Source organism: Aquimarina sp. AD1, assembly GCF_003443695.1.
GTDB classification, from domain to species: Bacteria; Bacteroidota; Bacteroidia; order Flavobacteriales; family Flavobacteriaceae; genus Aquimarina; species Aquimarina latercula.
The window spans coordinates 1,990,725-2,010,116 of record NZ_CP031966.1; the positions used below are offsets into that span (position 1 = coordinate 1,990,725).

The 19,392-nt window shown below is 33.6% G+C and carries 14 protein-coding genes; all 14 read right to left on the reverse strand.

Annotation, left to right across the window (positions count from 1 at the left end):
• Window positions 1-6: 6 nt before the first annotated feature.
• The 14 genes from D1815_RS08920 to D1815_RS08980 are packed head-to-tail and all read right to left on the reverse strand — an operon-like array spanning window position 7 to window position 19,015.
• A complete protein-coding gene (locus tag D1815_RS08920; RefSeq protein WP_118386669.1) occupies window positions 7-1,614 on the reverse strand; it encodes a contractile injection system tape measure protein in 1,608 nt (535 codons plus the stop codon).
• Entirely contained in the window at window positions 1,601-5,068 is a 3,468-nt protein-coding gene (locus tag D1815_RS08925) for a PKD domain-containing protein (protein ID WP_118386670.1), read from the reverse strand. Before D1815_RS08925 ends, D1815_RS08920 begins: the two co-directional genes overlap by 14 nt.
• Before the next feature lie 12 nt (window positions 5,069-5,080).
• Window positions 5,081-7,783, reverse strand: coding sequence for a hypothetical protein (locus tag D1815_RS08930; protein WP_118386671.1), 2,703 nt, complete (start codon window positions 7,781-7,783; stop codon window positions 5,081-5,083).
• Entirely contained in the window at window positions 7,771-11,121 is a 3,351-nt protein-coding gene (locus tag D1815_RS08935; protein WP_118386672.1) for a baseplate J/gp47 family protein, read from the reverse strand. Before D1815_RS08935 ends, D1815_RS08930 begins: the two co-directional genes overlap by 13 nt.
• Before the next feature lie 15 nt (window positions 11,122-11,136).
• Window positions 11,137-11,547: a GPW/gp25 family protein gene (locus tag D1815_RS08940; protein WP_027393861.1), complete on the reverse strand. Its 411-nt coding sequence runs from the start codon at window positions 11,545-11,547 to the stop codon at window positions 11,137-11,139.
• Between the two features lie 2 nt (window positions 11,548-11,549).
• Window positions 11,550-11,840, reverse strand: coding sequence for a PAAR domain-containing protein (locus D1815_RS08945; RefSeq protein WP_118386673.1), 291 nt, complete (start codon window positions 11,838-11,840; stop codon window positions 11,550-11,552).
• Between the two features lie 40 nt (window positions 11,841-11,880).
• Window positions 11,881-13,626 carry a type VI secretion system tip protein VgrG gene (gene vgrG / locus D1815_RS08950; RefSeq protein ID WP_118386674.1) on the reverse strand — a complete coding sequence of 582 codons (1,746 nt, stop codon included), beginning with the start codon at window positions 13,624-13,626 and terminating at the stop codon, window positions 11,881-11,883.
• Window positions 13,627-13,628: 2 nt separating this feature from the next.
• Window positions 13,629-14,354: a hypothetical protein gene (locus D1815_RS08955; RefSeq protein ID WP_027393864.1), complete on the reverse strand. Its 726-nt coding sequence runs from the start codon at window positions 14,352-14,354 to the stop codon at window positions 13,629-13,631.
• 3 nt (window positions 14,355-14,357) lie between these two features.
• On the reverse strand, window positions 14,358-14,525 hold the full coding sequence (locus D1815_RS23605; protein ID WP_162897354.1) for a DUF5908 family protein: 168 nt from the start codon (window positions 14,523-14,525) through the stop codon (window positions 14,358-14,360).
• A gap of 5 nt (window positions 14,526-14,530) precedes the next feature.
• A complete protein-coding gene (locus tag D1815_RS08960) occupies window positions 14,531-14,971 on the reverse strand; it encodes a phage tail protein (RefSeq protein WP_118386675.1) in 441 nt (146 codons plus the stop codon).
• Entirely contained in the window at window positions 14,971-15,417 is a 447-nt protein-coding gene (locus tag D1815_RS08965; protein WP_027393866.1) for a phage tail protein, read from the reverse strand. Before D1815_RS08965 ends, D1815_RS08960 begins: the two co-directional genes overlap by 1 nt.
• 44 nt (window positions 15,418-15,461) lie before the next feature.
• A complete protein-coding gene (locus D1815_RS08970) occupies window positions 15,462-17,402 on the reverse strand; it encodes a phage tail sheath C-terminal domain-containing protein (RefSeq protein ID WP_199726717.1) in 1,941 nt (646 codons plus the stop codon).
• A gap of 14 nt (window positions 17,403-17,416) precedes the next feature.
• Window positions 17,417-18,427 carry a hypothetical protein gene (locus D1815_RS08975; protein WP_118386677.1) on the reverse strand — a complete coding sequence of 337 codons (1,011 nt, stop codon included), beginning with the start codon at window positions 18,425-18,427 and terminating at the stop codon, window positions 17,417-17,419.
• Window positions 18,428-19,015 carry a DUF4255 domain-containing protein gene (locus D1815_RS08980; protein ID WP_118386678.1) on the reverse strand — a complete coding sequence of 196 codons (588 nt, stop codon included), beginning with the start codon at window positions 19,013-19,015 and terminating at the stop codon, window positions 18,428-18,430. It abuts the gene before it with no gap.
• Between the last annotated feature and the right edge of the window lie 377 nt (window positions 19,016-19,392).

Consider the following 19,392-nt stretch of genomic DNA (forward strand, 5'->3'; position numbering starts at 1 on the left):
TTTATTTTACCAATCCACAAAAATGATTTTATTTTTCCAAGGCAGTTTTATCATTGATATATTCCACGGAATCTTATCTATGAGTATATCTTGAGTTTTTCTTTCTAAAATAATTCGGGGACGACTTTCTGTATGCATTAACTTTCCAGAACGTTGTAGAAATTCGTTTCTTAACAAGTCATTAGAAGAGTTTTTTATTACCTCCCAATGTCCTATCAGTGCCGTTAGCATTTGATCTGCATGATTTTTCACTTTAGGCTCAAGTGGTACAAAACGATTGATTGGATATTTTGAAGGAAGATTACATAGAAATTTTTCGAACACCATATTATTTTCAAGCTGTTGTTCCTTTCCTGTAGAAAGATAGTGCAGTATATGCACTGCTTTTTCTTTATCTAAAAATTCATTATGATCATTGATTACCTCACAACTCTTAAAAAGTTGACTCAAAAACGGATGCACAAGTACAAGACCGGCATGGTTTACATATACGTCTTCGAAATCTTCAGGAATTTCAAGACTGTCATCCATATTGTAATCTTTTTCTTCTGATTTTATAGGATTAAAATGAGTAGTATCTAGTTTGTCTTCATTTCCTTTTTGTATCTTTTTATAAGGTATTGATGTTATCTCATCTTTTTGGATGTTTTCCTCTATTGAACTTTCCCTATCCGTATGTTTATGTTTCTCACTAGATTGAGCTATATTGTCTTGATAAAAACCTAATACTTGGGATATTTTCTTAATTTCTTTTGGTAAATTCTGGATTATTGTTAGTGCTGGTGTTGTCGTAAGTAATTCAAGAAAATAGGTGCTTACATACCTTTTATTTTTACTTATTTCCCATTTTGTAATTTCTAATACTAATTGGGTGAACTTATTTGAAATTTTTAACGTATCAACATCTTCTATAAGTACATCGAATACAATATCCCAAATAAAAAACCTTTCTTTTAACGTAAACTTTTTGCCATCAATACTTCCTTTTAAAATTAGCTCTTTAACCATATCTGGCTTCTGTGATGCTTCTTTTTCGGATTGATTGTCTGTTATAAAATGATTAAAAATCTTTTGAATTTCATCATCCGTAAACTGTAAAATCAGCCTTTTTCGCGAAAGAGGATTTTGAATAACTGTTGACAGTTTTTTAAACCCACGTTCATCTTTAAATATGGATAAATTTTCACTGAAATTTAATAACTCATCAGATGTATTAAACCAGCTATGGGTACCATTTTCTAAAAAATGAAGGAATTTTTCGAATCTTCTTTCTTCTCTTTTTAATAATCTTAAAATATCCTTTTTATTAGCTTTAAACGGTTTTTCTCCTCTTAGTTTATATATTTTTTTTGTAATCTGATGAGCAATATCTTCTTCTAATCCTTTCAGGTTTTGACTAGGTTTTATCTCAAGTTCTACATCTAGTCGCTCTAGCTGTGTAAAATGGTCAGGATCTTTATTCCCTAAATCATCAAAGGAGATAAGTAGACGTGGTAGCACATAATCTTTAATAAATAGGTCAATATTATCCTTGAAGTAATATGCTCTTTTATTAGAACTAGTACTTACTTCAATAAAAACTTTATTAATAATATGTTTTTTAGCTACGTCCACGTCCTCCTAATGTTTCTAATTGCTGATCTATTTGACTAATTAAAAATGTTGACTCTATAAATGCTTCTTTTATACTTTCTAAAAACTCTTTAAGTGTACCATCTATATCTGGATTAAATTCTAAGTTTCTAAATTCTTCAAAAGTGGTGTTGATCAGATTAGCTATAGAAGAGATTTGTTCTATAGATTCTTGAAGAAGCGTTGGGCTTTGACATCTTAATATATTATAGAATAATTGCGTATACACCTCTATCAACACTCTTAACATACTTAATTCCTCTTCTGCTCTTGCTCCTCTAACTCCTTCTAATAAAGCCCTGTAAGTGTTTTCATCAAACATATCAAACAACAAATTGTTGTTATCACCTGATGTAAAAGATTCTACATCTTGGATCACAGCATTAAACCGTTCTTCTATGCTATCAAAAGCCAAAATAGTTTCTTCTCCAAATCCTTCTAGTGCTCCAGAATTTCGAATTGTCTCAAATTCCGTTATCATACCTCTAACAAAACCACTTACTATATCTACACAAGTGAATTCTCCTTCATCAGAACCTATACTAATAGATCTTGGACCATCTAATCGTTCTCCGCATAATTCGCTTATAGCACTTAGAGAAACCTCTATAGAAGATGCATCATATAGATCTAAAGATCTTCTTACTTGTGATCTATTGGTACGTTCAATTTCTTCTCCTGCAACATTCCATAGATATCGATCTGCTATATCAGAAGTATTATTTAATACCAAAGTATTTTCTTCAATCAAATGTGTAAACTGTGCTGATGGTTGTTCTTCTATTGTTATTACTATTCCTGAAACTTCTCCATTCATCAAGATTGGCACCGAACTTACAGAAGATGGTACATCTGTAGCTCTAAATACAAAACGACCATTTCTAAAAGAAACCCCATTGCCTGTAATTGTTACTTGTGCTCCATCTGGTTGTACCGTAAATGGATAGAATACATCATCTCCTCTACAAATAATAGTGGGTTCAATTTCTACCACGATTTCTTCTACGATTTCAATAGCAACTTCTATTTCTTCTCGATTAGCACAATCATTTACTCCTCCTTGCACTATAACTGTAAATGTGAATACTCCAGAAGTTTCAAATCGATAGGTATGTTCTAAGCTAGTTTCGGTTGATTCAACACGATCCGATCCATCTCCAAAATCCCATGTGTACTCCAAATTCTCTTCAAGATTATCTCCCGTAATATTGAAGGTTACCGTAACCTGATTGTCTTCGGTTGTTTCCGAGATATTAGCAACTTCAATTCCAAATTCTGGTCTTCTGGTAATAACAATCTCACATTCTGTGGCAAAATTGTTTACAGTAAATGTGATTGTTTCTCCAATCAACTCTTCGCTAACCAAATTAGGATCAAAAACAAACTCACCGAACTGATTTACAGTAACTCCTCCATGAAGTCCTATCGGAACTTGCGCTTCTACATATCCACCAGTTGGTGTTATATGAAACGGTAATGGCTCAGTAGTTTCATCAAAACAAAGCTCTCTAGTAGGTAAACTAAGTGTTATAAAGTTTTCATCACAACACATATATGGTAATGTAAAATCAGCAATTACGGGATTGAGAACCTCTCTTCTTTCTTCATCAACTTCGCCTTCGAAATCACCAGCTAACGACAGACCGGGATATGGATAGGGATACCCATATCCATAAGGATACGGATAGGATCTAAATTCGCCTTCTACATAAACCATAACAAATGTGCCGCCGGGAGCAACACCTCCTTTATGTTCGAATCCGTGATTCTTATTCAAATAAAATGTAGTATAGTTTTCGACAAAATCTTGAGCATCAGACTCATTAATTTTTAATACTACGACATTGAAGCTTAAACCATGTTCTCTTCTGATATCCTGTATTCTCTCTAATGCATCTGTATAGTTTCGTCCCTGATGTCCTTCGATTCTATAAAAGTCATGATCCATACAGATTTCTAATGGGCGTTTTATATTTAATAAATCTCTGTGATAGCCTAAGTTATTTCTATGCTTACCTAGCACTGTTTTATCATAATCCCATAATTGAATTAAATGATCGCCAACGTTATTATAAAAAGGTATTGCTTTTTTACTTAGCTTACCAAGTTCAAAAGAAGGAGTAATCTTTATAAATGTATAATTGGCATTATAATTTGCTAATAACTGAACTGCCCTTTTTATGAGACTATGTAATCGTTGCTCATCTGAGTTTTCGCCATAACACATATCAATCTCATTACCTTCAAGATCGATAATAAACTCTTCTAATGTGTTATCATTTCCAGGTTGTGCTAATCCATCTGCTGTAAGACAATCTGAACAGGTGCTTACATTTTGATCTGTTAGCAGTGGTGATTTGTAAAAACTATGTCTATATTCATAACATGGTCCTGTTTTTTCAACCTCTCCAAGCATAAGATGTTTAGGAAACGACATAATATCAGGACAACAAGAGGTAAAATCCATATTAAATAGAAGCTCCTTAATCTCATTGTAGGTGTCTATAACATCTTTAAGTAAATCATGTCTATATTGAAAATCAGGCGGAACATTGCTTCCTGTAAAAGAATATAGGGACTCAAGATTATTTTCTATAGCTCCTAATAATATTGGCATTTGCATTGCTGTTAATAAGGTCTGAAAACCAAATCTAAGATCACCAACTACATTATTTTGATACAAGCTATTAGTAAAGCTTCTTTTAAGCTCTTGATAATGTATAAAATCCTCTGGTTGACATACTACCCGATTGGATCTTACATCGGGCAACTGATGAAACAAATTCGAGAAATTCGTTTTACTTATAATAGGGTCATTATCATTAATCTGTTCTGCAACAGTTTTGCTTACTAATAGCGCTTTATAGTTACCGATCATTTCTTGTCCTTGATTATCGCAGGACAGACTAACACATAGATCAAGTTCTTTTTCGTATTGTTCAAGATATAGTAATACCACTCCTTCTTTTACTGCCAAGCCAGTATTACCTTGAAGTGCGCTAAGTACAAAATGATCATCATTTTCTATCTCGGCTTGTTCTGCAGTAAGCAATTCAAAAATCTCTAGCTGCGTATCATCATCATAGAAAAAAGGTGTATAATTTGCCTTTTCATTATTGTAGACTTTATAATGAGTATATTCTTTAGCTTCTATGTCCATTATTTTTGTCCCTTCTACCTGATCAATTTGATACAGATGAAAAAGATCTCCATCAGTAGTAACTCCTGCTCCTTGCGAAATAGAAATTGTACTGTTTACATCATCGCACGATACCTTAAATCCACAGACAATTCCAACACCGCTAAGGCAAATTCTGCTCAAGCGATCTTGATCATCAAAAAAGTCTACGATCTCATTAAGGTGTCCTTCTGTAAGCACCTGATTTTTTGTAAATCTTCGGTACTGTGTTGTTATAGTTGAAAGCTTGGTTGACATTTTAATGATTTTTTATAATGATCCTAAATTCGTTTTTCCTAGAATTATTCTTCCGTATAATTCTTCATTCTCATTGTCGCAATCAAATAGTCTTCCTGTTGGATATACATTGTTAAGACCAGATAATGCTTCAATAAGTTCAATTAGTTCTGGTTCTGGCTGTTCTTGGTCAAGAGATGTATTTGCCAGAAGATATGCTTTGTATGCATTTTCAAACTGTAATAATTCGTTATCGTTGGGGTCTTCTATTTCATTTTCTCTATACCCAACCCAACATATTTTGGCTAGCACATGGGCGGGTAATTCTTCTTTGATAATTCGTTCCATGTAGTTTCTAAAATCTGTATTAGAAAACCTAAGTGTATATCCAGGTAATACAATACTAACACGATAAGAATAGGGATCTATCGGCTCACAATTGGTACACTCATCTGTACAAATTGGCATAAAAACACCCTCATTTACATCTGTTTGATTAATATCTGGACGAAGCATCATATGCTCCACAATAAATAATCCTTCTTCTGTAAAATCTTCCTTCATAAATTTTATAAGATCTAGAATGGATTGTTTTATTTCTCCTTTTGTTTGATAATAGGTAAATCGCTTTGCTATGATTCTATCGGGGTCATTTTCATTCTCTATGGCAGGATTAATAATGTCATAAGAATATTTACCCGAATCAGCTTGATGAATCTGTATATTATCAATCTCCGCATGATCAGAGAACCCTTCTTTAAAAACTTCTTCAACTTTAAATTCTCTAGTTTGAATAATTTGAAGAACAGCAAAAAACAGTTCTCTATTTGCAGCAGAAGCATCAAAATATTCTTCAGTACCAGATAATACGATAGAATTATTCAGGTCTCTAATTCTCCATCTATACACTTTTTGATTATCACTATTGATTAGGTCATATATTTCTACAAAAGAATCGGTGAGATGTCTTCTGTTATAATCTTTAATACCTAAAAGACGAGCTATCCTTTTTTGCACACCTGAAACATTAGAAGTATCCCAAAGATTTTCTGGAGGTTGATTATAATAGTTAAACGCATTACCTCTATCCTTGCTAACTACTTTATAATCTTTTAAAAAATCTTCTTTATTTCTTAGTACTACTTCATCGGTAGTATTAGCATAAATAGACTTCATAATAAAAGAATACTCAGTAAACCGTTCGGCAAATCGCGCTAACAAATGATCTAGAATTTCGTTTCTTCTTTCAATATTATTATCTAAATCCTCATATAGCACATTGGTTAAATACTCATCGTTATCCATAGGATAATTTGAAACCAATTCATCTAGATTCTTTATATCCTGTATCGCCTGAGTGAAGAACGTTTGTGTTAAATTTCCGCTTACAGAAAGCAATTCTTTTACCTGACCTAAATGCTTAAAATAACTAGCCAAAATCTGATCAAAAAATAATAGATATCCCTTAAGTTGCTTGGCTTGTGATTTTCTTACAGTAGATGATCTTGCTGGTAATCCTACCTCACTAATTCCATAAGTATCAGGAAAATCATTTTGAACAGTTGTGTAACTATCAGTTTTAAGATATTTCCCTTTTGGAATTTCAAGTTCTTTATCTGCTCCTGCTTCAGCAATAGCTTCTTGTTCTTCTTTCTCTAATTCTTCGAGATAAATATCAACCTGTTTTTTATTAATATTAAGTGGTAATAATCCTTTGTTGTAGTTAAAAACGCTTTTATCACACACAATTGGTTTTTCATATTCTTCCAAGCATATTACCCATTCATTAGTATCAGTAGCTTGATCTCCACAATATCCAAGTGAGATATCTTTTATATTAGTGACTCCTGGAATACCCATAATAATTTTCATGATATCAGATAGCCTTACCTCACTGCGTAAATCTGCTTCTATAAGTTCATTAGTATCTATAAAACCATTTTGCAAAACTGGACCATCAAAAATCTCTAAAGTTGAATATCCTTTATCAAGCATTTGAGTCAATGAATAAAAATTTACCGTAGTTGAGAAATATGCATCAATTGCTCTTAACATCAACGCATGTACTTTTTCTTCATCTGCATCTGTACTTACCTCTATATCTGCACAAATTTTTACTGGGAATTCCTGTATTTTTTCTATTGTAACTAGATCTTCGCAAAGATTACGATACGCATGATAGCGTTCTCTTATTTTTATGGTTACCTGGTCTATACCTGCTTGATCTAGCTCCTCAAAATCAACATATAAATCATATAACCCTTTGAGTATAAATTCTTTTTTTTGCCCGCTTGGGATCAAACTAAAATCATCTGGATTATAGGATAGCAGATCATCTTTGCAATTAACATATACTTTCTTTGTATGTTTTGCCAGCCAACAATTCTTAACTCCTTCTATATCTATAAAAAGTTTGCGATAATCCAATGCCGTCACGGGACTGGTGGGTAGTACTTCTGAAGCTTTGAAAAACTGAGTTTTTACATTTTTAGTAATATCGTTAGATGCTAGTACATTTTCTATAGGAAGCTCAATTCTCATTCCTAAATCAGTAATAGCATAACAAAGCATTTCGAGCATTGTAATTCCTGGATCATGCGAGTTAAAGTCTGTCCATAACTTACCCCCTAATTGTTCTATATATTCGATGCCTTTTTCTTTTAAATAGAAAAAGTCTAAATCGTCTTGTGTAGCGACTTTTTTCGGTATGCTAATATGTTCGTTTAGTACTGACATGTTTCTGCTTCTTCAATTATAATAGGATCACAAACTTTAATATCGGTTGATATCAGATGATTTTTTGCTGATACCAAAATATGTTTTGGACTAGTTGGAGAAAGTACCTGAACAAATTCTAATTGTTCTAGATAGTCTTCATCCTTTGGGTTTTCTGGAACTTCTACTCCATCAGGATGCTTAGCCATTTCCAATTCGGATAAGTAATCCACATAGAATAGCTTCTCTACATAGTCGATAAGCGCACTACGATTTAATTCTATCCCGAAAACAATTTCTTGTGAGGTATCAAATGCCCATGGAGATAGGAATTTAACAAGATCTTCGTTTAATTGTTTTTGGTAAAAATTCTCATCGTATTGCTCATAAAACTTTACATTCAATCTAATTAGTACTTGCTCGTATTGAGGGTTCATTACCACGGCTTCTACATGCATGGTGTTTAATTGATTAATGAAGTTTTGAATTTTATTAAGGGTTGCTGTACTTAGTCTAGGTTCGAATATGTCAAAAACATTTTTGTCTACGATATCTGGAATAGCAACCAAGGTTACATCTCCAGGAGATAAAAAAGAGTCATTCGAAGTATGATTCAAACATTTCACTCTAAACACTTCTGGGAACTCTTGCATAATTAAATGTTCATAATCCCAAAGTGTAATGGCCCTATTTTTATGTCGCAATCTTTCGCTTATTCTTCTGTAATATTCATCATCAGACTCCAATGGCTTTCCATCAAAAGAATTGTAAGGTTGTGAAGCTCCTTTTATCTGTGGAACCCTACTAATTAGTTTTGAAATAGATTCTGCCGGAAGTCCATTATAGAGATGTGCCAGTTCATTATTATTATTTTCAAATTGAACTAATACTACTTGAGCCATGATGTCAATCACTTTACAAACTGCATCATAATCTTTGTGCATTTTAGCTCTTATCCAAATAAAATCTTTTGGAAGTCGGGTGTTGGTTTTGGTGGCTTGTTTCGGAATACTAAATTTAACAATACCCGATTTTAGGAAGTTATCAATACCATTGTTCAGCAAGCTTTCTTCTAGGTTCATCCATTGATTATTGCAGAGTACTGCCCACTCTACTCTTTGTTTTCCAACAAATGAATCTGCATCTGGATTTTCACTACCTTCTAAAATTTGAACCAATAAGGAAATTTGCTGTGAAACTTCTGCTTCTTCTAATCCGATATATAATTCACCACCATGACAATAATCAGGTACAATCCAGCTACCAGTATCTGCATTTTTAGTTAAGATACTCTTCTTTTGTGCTTGTATTTTTAAATATGAATGTTCTTCATACTGTCCAAATGGATCTTCATGAAATAGTTGTATCCGATTATTCCCATATTCGTTTTCTCCGTCTGCGGTAAAATCAGTATTTTCTTCAGCAGAATAGTTAAAGGTTATAACATCGGCAAAAGGTGTATATGGGTCATTAGGTATAAGCGTTTCATCATTATCACTAGATAATGCCAAGGTATATATTCTTGGGAATAGGAAGTGTAAAAAAGATTGGTTTAATGTTAATCGCAGCGGACCGCTCTTTCCTATTTCATATGAACTACCATCTACAGAGAAGTTTGTTTCATAAAGGTTATCATCATCAGGGTCCTCAAACAAAATTACATTTTCTGGATTGCTCTCGCTATCCCACTCTTCTTTATGAAAAACCGCTACTCTCGCTTTAAAATGATCGTCACCCTGAACTATTAAGTCTTCAACATTTGTATTTAGAACAATATCAGTTTCTGCGGATTCTGTTGTCAAGTCATCAATACCATCTTCTGGTTGGTTAGCAGATAAATTCGCCGCATTAGGATCTATAAACATTCCATCCATAAAGATATTTCTGCTGGTTCCCTCAAGGTAAACTGACTTGTATGCTTCATAAAGCTTCACAAAAGAATCAGGTGTATTTTTCCATTTAATATTTACGTTAATAGTCTCCCACTTCTTTAAAAAAACCTCTGGATAATTCATTTTAAAAGAAGATCCAGTCACAGGTTGGGTTGTAAAAGGATAAAAGGGTTTATTTGGATTAAGAACTCCTTTATCACTATCTAAGGTTAGCGATTTTATATCTCTTACATCAACACGTATTTTGATTTCTGAAACTGTTTTTTTAACTAATTTTCTAAACAGTACATGCCCTTTTTGATTATCTGTTTTTATTAAAAATCGAATAATAGGATTAGTAGTTGTAAAATTTTCGCCAAGTGTTTCGTTGTCATATTTTAAAATTGGAGGAGTATCCTTTGAAATTTGAAAAACTAACCGCAATTGATTCCCGAAAATACCTGATGATCGATTGGTATCTGTACCATTAATATTAAAAGGAACATCCTTACCTAGTTGAAAAACTCCTAGCCAACCTTCTTCTCCACTACATTGTATTTCAAGATTTTCTAATAAATCATCTTGAGTAAAAGGAGGTGTTGTAGTATTTATGTTTTCTGTAAAGGTAATCGTGATATCTATATTTCTTTCTCCCTCTTTGAGATCAAACATTGGTGATGCTATAGCAAAACCTAATCGAGCATCTGGTAACTCTGTATATCCTTTTTCTCCTGATGTATATCCAAACGGAAGCCAATAGTTTGCATCATCTGGTAAAGCCTCTTCTAGTCCATCTAACGAATTAGCCATTGAACTATACTTGATCTCACCCAGATTGATATCATTATATAAACTCTTTATTTGTCCAACTTTAGCTTTATTGGCAATGAGTTCTTCTGTGGTTTTATAAATGAGTTTATTACCATTGGCATCTTTACCACCATCTAATGCAGTTTCTTTTATTACTCTTTCTTCTACACTTTTTTTAGCCAGTTCGAAAATAATATGAGCTTTATCCTCTGTTGCTGGAAGTTTTTCTATCTGTAATATTTCTTTGTAGAAAAAATCAAGATGTCTTTTGGTAATCCTATTAAATCGTTGTTTAGAAAACTCTAATAACCTTAAAAAGCATATAAACAATGTCATATGAGGAGTGATACTACTCTGAGCTTCCAGATCTTCAATTGTTTTGGAAATCTTATTTTTTAGTAGTTGATAATCGCTATCTGTTCTTTTAGGAATGTCTTGATTAGTAAAATCGAAATGATTAAAAAGTTCTTGCCAATCACCAGATGGGATTTGATTATCATTTGTTTCAAAGAAATTTATGTGTTTGGCAAAATTGTATGCAAACAATAACCAGTCTTCAAGATCAAAGTCATGAAGTTCTAAATTAGCTGGATCCAAGACGCTATTAAAACGTTCCTCTTGATCGGTTCCATTTCTTTTAAAAATTATATTGTCTTTATGTTTCCCGTCGTTACACATAGATTTATTAGCGCATTATATGTTGGTTCCTTCTTCTTTATAGAAAGGAAAAACTACATTTCTTCTTGAGTTCGTACTTCTAATCAAATACTCAATTTTCACGAGCAATTTTCCTTCTAATTCATCTGTTTCAGAGATATCAATTTTAATTACATCTATTCTTGGTTCGTGATAGAGAATTGCTGTCTTAATTAGTTCAATTACAAAAGTTTTTAAGGTTCTATCAAGGGGTTTAAAAAGAAGCTCATCTAAGTTACATCCATAGTTGGGCACCATAATTCTTTCTCCTAATCTAGTTGTCAATAAAATCTCTAAACTCTTCTTGATATCCTCCTCATTAGAGGTCATCAACACATGTTTTGCTGTTTTATTAAACTCTGGTGGAAATCCCCAGCCTGTACCTAAAAAAGAATTCTTATTTTCCATAACTAACCTCCTATTATTACTGTAGGACATCCTAGTACAATTACTCCTCCATGAGCAGTACTATCTCCCATTCTTGCTGCTGGCATCCCTCCAATCATTACTGTTCCAGACCCCATAATTATTGTATCTGGTGGTCCTACACATACTGCCATATCGCCAACTCGTGCTGCTGGCAACCCTCCTATAAGTACAGTAGGTTCTCCTGGTGGTAATATGGGTCCTCCTACGTGCGGTACTACTCCTGTCACTAATGGACAGGTATGCATATCTGTAATTCTTGCTGCTGGTGGCATTGTCTATCTGTTTATAATTATTGGTTCCTTTTAAATCTTATCAATTAATCTGTACTAGTGACCCTTTAAGGGTTGCAATTGCACTTGAAGAAACTTCTATACCTGCTCCTCCTTCGGCTTTGCATTCTGCACTTGCTTTTATATTTACATTGGTTCCCTCGATATTAACATCTCCTGATGCATTTAGACTAATATCTCCAGCGCTTTCTACTGCTATACCCGAACTATCAATTGTAATTACATTCGAATTATCATCCTCGACAATAATTGAACCTGCATCTTCATCTAACACTATTTTTTTTCCTGCAGGTGTTTCAATAGTTATAGACTTTTTATCATCATCAAAAAGTACTTTCATTTCGCTTCTGGTAACAAATCCTTTTTCATGATTATCATCGCTTGCGGTAATAGGAGAAGGTTTAGCACTGCTATGTAACATTCCTAGTACCACAGCATCATTCGGGTCATCATTTATAAAGCCAACGATCACCTCATCCTCTATTTCGGGTCTAAAGAAAGCACCTCGATTTTCTCCAGCATCCAATGATGAAACTCGACACCAAATCCCTTGTTCTTCGTTATTGATGATTGGAATCTGAACTAAAATTCTTTCTTCTCCATCTGGGTCTTCTTCAAGTTGACTTACGATTCCTACTTGTAATCCACAAATTCCTGATAGTAATCCTGATGCTGGTAATGCATTGATATCATATGTTTCAGAAAACCATTTAGGGTTGATCCCAAATTGCGCATCTACTGTCCAATTTCCTTCTGCAATGTGATGACTTACTCCTGTGATATAGATCTTTCCATTAAATCTATCTCCTACTCCTTGTAGATCTAACAAAGTTCCTGGTTTTACGGCTGGTACTCCTTGAAACTTAACTCTACCTCTTACTTTTGACAATTGTTGAAACATCCACTTAGCATCACTCCAATCCTGCAATTCTTCAGTAGTAAGTGATCCTCCGTGGCGTAATTCTAGGTTTTCTAAAGCAATGACCGAAGAAAGGTTTGAAGCGGATAAATTACCGTTTAAAGAAACTGATGGATCATTTGCTTCTACCTCAACAATTTCTTGATCAGAATAGTTCCATCCATAAGAAGTAACCTTATCGATCTGATGTCTTGCATCTATCTCTGCGTCTAAGTCTAAAATAGTTGCTCCAAAGGTTACAGTTTCAACTGGATCTGTACTAAAATCTGGTTTAGCAACCTTTAATTCACCATTGTCTACAAAGCAAAGCTTGCCATTTGCTTGAGCTCGTGAAACCACATAGTCCCAATCCGACACATTATATTGTACTAACTCTTTATGCTCATAATTGGTAACCTCTACATCATTAGCAATACCATAATCGCCCGCAATTTCTTCGATAATATCACTGTCTTTTTTATCATAGAAATACTTGCTTTTTCTGCCTATTGTAAGTTTGACAGCTTCATCCTTGCACTCCACAATAAGATAAGAACCATTAGTTCTTATTTTTATATTATGTTTAATGACAATTCCTTTGAAAATCGTTTCTTCATCAGAATGGTATCCAGCGGTAATTTCGATTTCTGCTCCCGGTACAACTAGTTCTTGATTACTTAATTCAAAATCTTGCTTAGAGGGTTCTCCATCTGTTATAATCAACTTAGCAGTAGAGATTCTATTAACCTCCTTTTGGATAGAAATTGTTTTAACCTGATAGGCCTTAGACAACTCTTCTCCGTTGACAAGTACCTTGCTTGTAACAAGGTCTGCGTTTTTTGATGTCTGTATTACACTGCCTTCAGCCATTTTTATGATGTTTTTTCTATTGGAGGAAAGAAAATTTCTTTTCCTACTTCTAATTGTCTAAATGAAGTGATCTCATTTACTCTTGCTACTTCCAAGTAATACTTAGAATCTCCATAAATACGATGCGACATTAAAGGCAACGTATCTCCTTCTTTTACCACACGTACATGTGTTAAATCAGGGGATTGATTATTCTCTTTTGCTACTCTAAGATCATCTTCTACAAAACCTTGAAACTTTGCCTTTGCTACTGCACGGATCGGTGTACCGTCAGGTTTAAATAGTTTAAATTCTATGCTCATTTCGGTAAGACTCCCTTTGAAAAGAAGAGTCCCCCACGAAATCATTAGATAGTTTGGTTTATGTTCGTCCCCATTGTAATCTAGGATTACTTTTTTAAACTTTTCGATATCATCAATTATACCATCACCTTCGTCTTTAAAGACTTTATTACCCGAACTACTCCCAGGATCACTACCGTAGTGAATTATAACACCTGATCTATCAAATAAAAATTCTAATTCAAGATCTTCTGGAAGTTTTTTATTAAACTTAGGAGATAAATCACTCGTCCCCGAAGCTTGATCCTCGTTTTGCTCAATTTTATAATTAAAGGTGTATTTTTCTGGATTTACCAAGGTGGTAAATTCACCATCCCCAACTTTATCATTAAATTGTGGATCACTATAGGCTACAACCTTTAATTTTTTTAATTCTCCAGTACTCATTGTTTATCGTTCAGACTGTTTTGAAATGATCTCCATGATTTGTTCTACACATTCTGCAACAATCATATCCTTATTTCCTGATGGTTTATCTCCTTTTGGGGCATCCGTATTTTTCTGATCATTGTCTACATTTATTTTGATATGTAATTCTTTAATTTCGATCGCTCCCATGATTATCAAATTGTATTATAGTAGTTATACACCAGTTCTATGGTTTCAATAACCACTTTACTTTCTTGAGCATTAAAATCAGCTATAGACCATTTAATTGGATAGGCATGCACAATATTCCAGGACAACAACGGCTCATGATTTTCATTTAAAAGTTTAACAATAAGATCTATAGGTTCAAACTCAAAGTTTTCGACAGCATCTTTGCACCAACTGATTACTTTAGAATCTACCAATAAGCCTCTTTTTAAAACTAAGTTTGGATATTTTGTTCTAACCGGAATTTTATGCTTAAACCTATTTTCTCCACCTTCAGTAACATCTTCTGTTTCTACATCTACCGATAATCCAGCTACAGACTGAAATTGATGATCTACTTCACTAGTTGATAAACCAGTAAACTCGACACTAAAATGAAAGCCAACGGGTGGATAATAGGTTGCCATTAAGATGCTATTTTAAGACTGTTAATTGCAAATTCTGCCGATTCAATAGCAATCTCATTTCCATCAGCCTTAAGATCTGTGGATTGTATCTTAAGTAACCAAGCATCTTGTGCTTCCCAAGTTAATATAGGTTCATGTTTTTCATCTAACAAGCTAATGGTAAGGTCACTTCTAAACTTCTCTTCGCCTTCTTGAAAGAATACATTCTTCTTCCACATATCATAGAACTGTCCTTTTGTAGAAACAAAAGTTCCTCTTTTGATTGCTATGTTAGCAAACTTGGTCATCCCTGGTTGTTTTTTCTTGAAGTAGTCATTATCCGCTCCTCCTCTATATTCTATTACTTCAGTTTCAAAGTCTAAACCAGATACTTCGGTACAATTTAATTCGGTGTCACCTCCAATTGTTACCTTAAAATGGAACTTTGGTAATGGATATTCTGCCATGATTTCTATGTTTTATGTTGTTGATTTAAATTATTATAAGTTGATTAAGCTTCTTGCATTTTATGAGAGAACTTAAGAATGATAAATTCTGCTGGACGAACAACCGCCATTCCGATTTCGATAATCATATTTCCATCAAGAATATCATCAGCTGTCATCGTTTCTCCTAATCCCACATTTACATAAAATGCTTTATCAGGTGTAGGACCAGCTAATGCTCCTGCTCTCCATTGTAGTGTCAAGAAATTATTGATCATTGCTTTTACTCTAACCCACGTATTCATATCATTAGGTTCAAAAACAAATTGTTCTGTAGCTTTTTTGATAGATTCCTCGGCCATATTAAAAAATCTTCTTACTGGCACATATCTCCACTCCTTATCATTACCTGCTAAGGTTCTTGACCCCCAAACCAAAGTTCCTTTTCCTGTAAAAGTTCGAATTGCATTTACAGATTTTCCTGCTACAGTATCTACATTTAATCGATCCTGTTCTTCATTGGTTATTTTTATAGAAGGTTTGATTACATAATTTACTCCAACATTTGCTGGCGCTTTCCAGACTCCTCTATCACTATCTACTCTTGCATATACCCCTGCCATAGCACTACTTGGTGGTAACTCAAGAGGAAGGATTCCTAATTCTACTTTAATTAGGTTATAAGTTGCACTATCTATATTCTCAATAGCTGCTAGATTTTGACCATCAAGAGAACCAGTTATAACGCCATCAGCTGCTTGTGCTGCGGTAATTGCATCGGTTAATGCAGGTGTTATTAATGCTATCACTGCCTGAATATCTGCTTCTATGGTCGCAACGGCTGTAACGGCTGCTGTAGATTCTGTTTTTACTACTCCACCACCAGGTGCACTATTGGCTGCCCCATTAATATCAGTAATATGTCCTTCTAAAGCTGTGATTAATGTTGGAATAGCACTCGCTCCTGTTATTGCTGCATCCAATGCTCCTGCAGCGGCAGTCACTCCAGCTTCTCCTACTGCATTACCATCAGTCGCTGCACTGGATCCAGAGCTAACTACACTATTAAGTGCATCAACAATAGGTTGGATTGTATCGGTAATAGTAGTTCGATTAGTATTGGCTTCTCCATTAGTACCTGCTTGTAAAACTGTATCTGCATCTGTTAACGCAATGACTAAAGCTGGAATACCATTTAAAACAGTTTGTATGTCTGAAGTACTCTGGGTAGCTGTTGCCATTGCAGTAATACTCTCTGGAGTTTCATCTTCGCTGGTATGACTAATAGCAACATTAGCTTCATCATAACTATAATCTAGAATGGTTTCTAAATATGGGTAATAAACAGCACCATATTTTAGGTAATCTTTTTCTAGGTTTACTCCTGAACGCAATGCTACAATTGGAGCATCACTAGTATCATCATAACTATAGGTATCTATGATTGCAAATCGATCCTGAAGATCATTACATTGAGTTAAGGCATTATTATATAATGCGAAAAATTCGTTTGGATCTGCAATTGCAGTAGCATCAGGAAACAATAACAATGTGGGCTCATCTTCTTTTTTAAGAAGATCTAACCCATCATTTAAATCACTAAATAATACATTTCCTCCTGTATAATCAGCTACAGAAACAATGTAACAAGGTCCTCCTCCATTTGCAAAATACATCTGTAAGGCATAATACATTAAATAGGGTTGTCTATTAGCTACAACCTGATCCTTATCAATTGTAATATTTCTTTCTATATCTCCATTTACTAAGGCATCAAATATTGTAACTTCAATATTTACCTCTGGTAATGCAAATCCAAAGTATGTTTCATATTCTAACATAGAAGTAATTCTGGTTGGCTTTTGTAACAAATCATCTGCTACCTTTTTTGTTGCCTTCTCAGTGTATCCTATAAAAGCTGGAATTGCTGTTTCTACTTGGGCTACGGATGGAGGAAATTTAACAATCTCCTCTATATAAACCCCTGGTGTTTTGTACGTTGCCATAATTTTAATTGTTTTTAAATAAAAATTTCAGAATATGTTGTTGTAATATTTGTGTTTACATCTGTTGTTTGCTTTATCAAATCTGCTGTTGGATTCGGAAAAGTATATTTTTCAATATCCGATGGAAGCGGAGGTACAATATCAGCATCAGGATCAATTTCGATAAATCCGTTTTTGGTTAAAGGTTGAACAGAAGAAGTTTCTAATTCCTCATCATCAGATTTATTAATATATTTCCAAATTGTTTTTCTGTTATCAAAATGAAGCTTATAAGAAGGACTAGGATCTAATAAATAGTTTTTCACATCATTAGGATCTGAGTTATCTATTGTGATAAGATCCATGCTATTATCCCCTATCGTATGAAGTTTAATAATGCCGAGCAATCCTTTACTCTTTTCTGATTGTATAGCTTGGTTTAATAGATGCTTAGCTTCATCGGTTGCTAAATCACCTTCCTCAACTTCTGCCAATAGCTCTAAATAAGGATTGGTACTTGCATCACCATTCTCCTGCAATATGTTATACCAAATTGCTTGCGAACCTTCTTCTGATAACAAATAATCCTGATCTATTAGATCGTTAGATGAATTTAAAGGGATATATGTATATGGATCGGATTCTGTACTTGGTTTTATATTTGAGAAATAGTACAATCTATTTTTCTCTTTGGGTAACTCTGTATAATTATCAAATAGGTAATCGTTGTTGTATATGAGGAATGTAAACCCTAGATTATCATCGAGAAAAATTGTTGATTTATAATCATCATTTTCTTCTACAACCTTGTTAAGTACTATAAAACCATCCGTCCCCTCTTTCATAATAATTTTATGATCTCTAAAAACCTTTTGCGTAGCAGTTGTTGGAACCACTTTCAAAAAATCTTTAAAAACATACTTATTTAATCGTATAACCTTCTCTTCATTATTCATCGAGGTAAATGAAATAGATCCATTATCAAGAAAATATGAATGATGCAGCTGCACCTGAAACATCTCTTTATATAAAATACTAAAAGCCAATTAATTACGTTTTAAACTTCCATTAATCTCTGTTATCAAACTACCTTCGGATTGTGTTACATCTCTTTCTATCTCCAGTACACTAACCTTATATATTACTGAAGGATATTGTTTACCCCCTAGAGTTCCCCAGATAAAGTTCATTTCTTCAAATGATGGAGTAAAAAGCTCTGTTGTAAACTTAAAATCACCTATCTGATCCATTCCATCCAAATCCCTGTCAAAATTTGTATTAGATTGTGTAAAAATCTTCTTGGATTGAAAAAATTCTACCACTCTTGAAATACTTTTTAATGATTCTTTATAATCATTCCTATTTGCCGAAAACATTATATAAAGATTCAAATTAACTTTGTTGTTTTTATAGACCACTTTTGTGCCTTCTATTTTATGATTTAGAATATTTTTTAAGGTGGATTCTTCTTCTGTATGTAGTAGCGAAAGAACAATATTATTGCTATCCGAGGGTTCATCATCTTCAGACTCCACAAAAGCTATATTATCTAATGAAACTGGTTTTTCTTCAATTTCTATGTTGAAAAAATTATTAACCTCCTCTGTAATAATCTGTAACACTTCGAATATCATATCCTTTTATTATCGAATTAACTGATTTGTATCTAAATCTTTTACATCTAGCGTTAGATATATAAGATCGCTTGCATACTAAAAAAATTAAAGAATTCGGGGTAGGTTACTAATTCATTGGGGTTTGAATATTCTCAACCAATAAAAGGGAATTATATGTTTGATTAAGATGTTATAAAATTATGTTTTAGACAGATCATTTGGTATAGTTAAAACACGGAATCTGTAAAGGAAAACAACTTTACTATATAGGGGTAAATATCCCTAACAAATTACTGTTTTGTAATACCGTATTACTATACTATCGTTAACAAAATAGTTTACAAAACCAGAGTGCTCTTCCCTGAAAACCGTGAATACATTTTCACTAAAAGAGG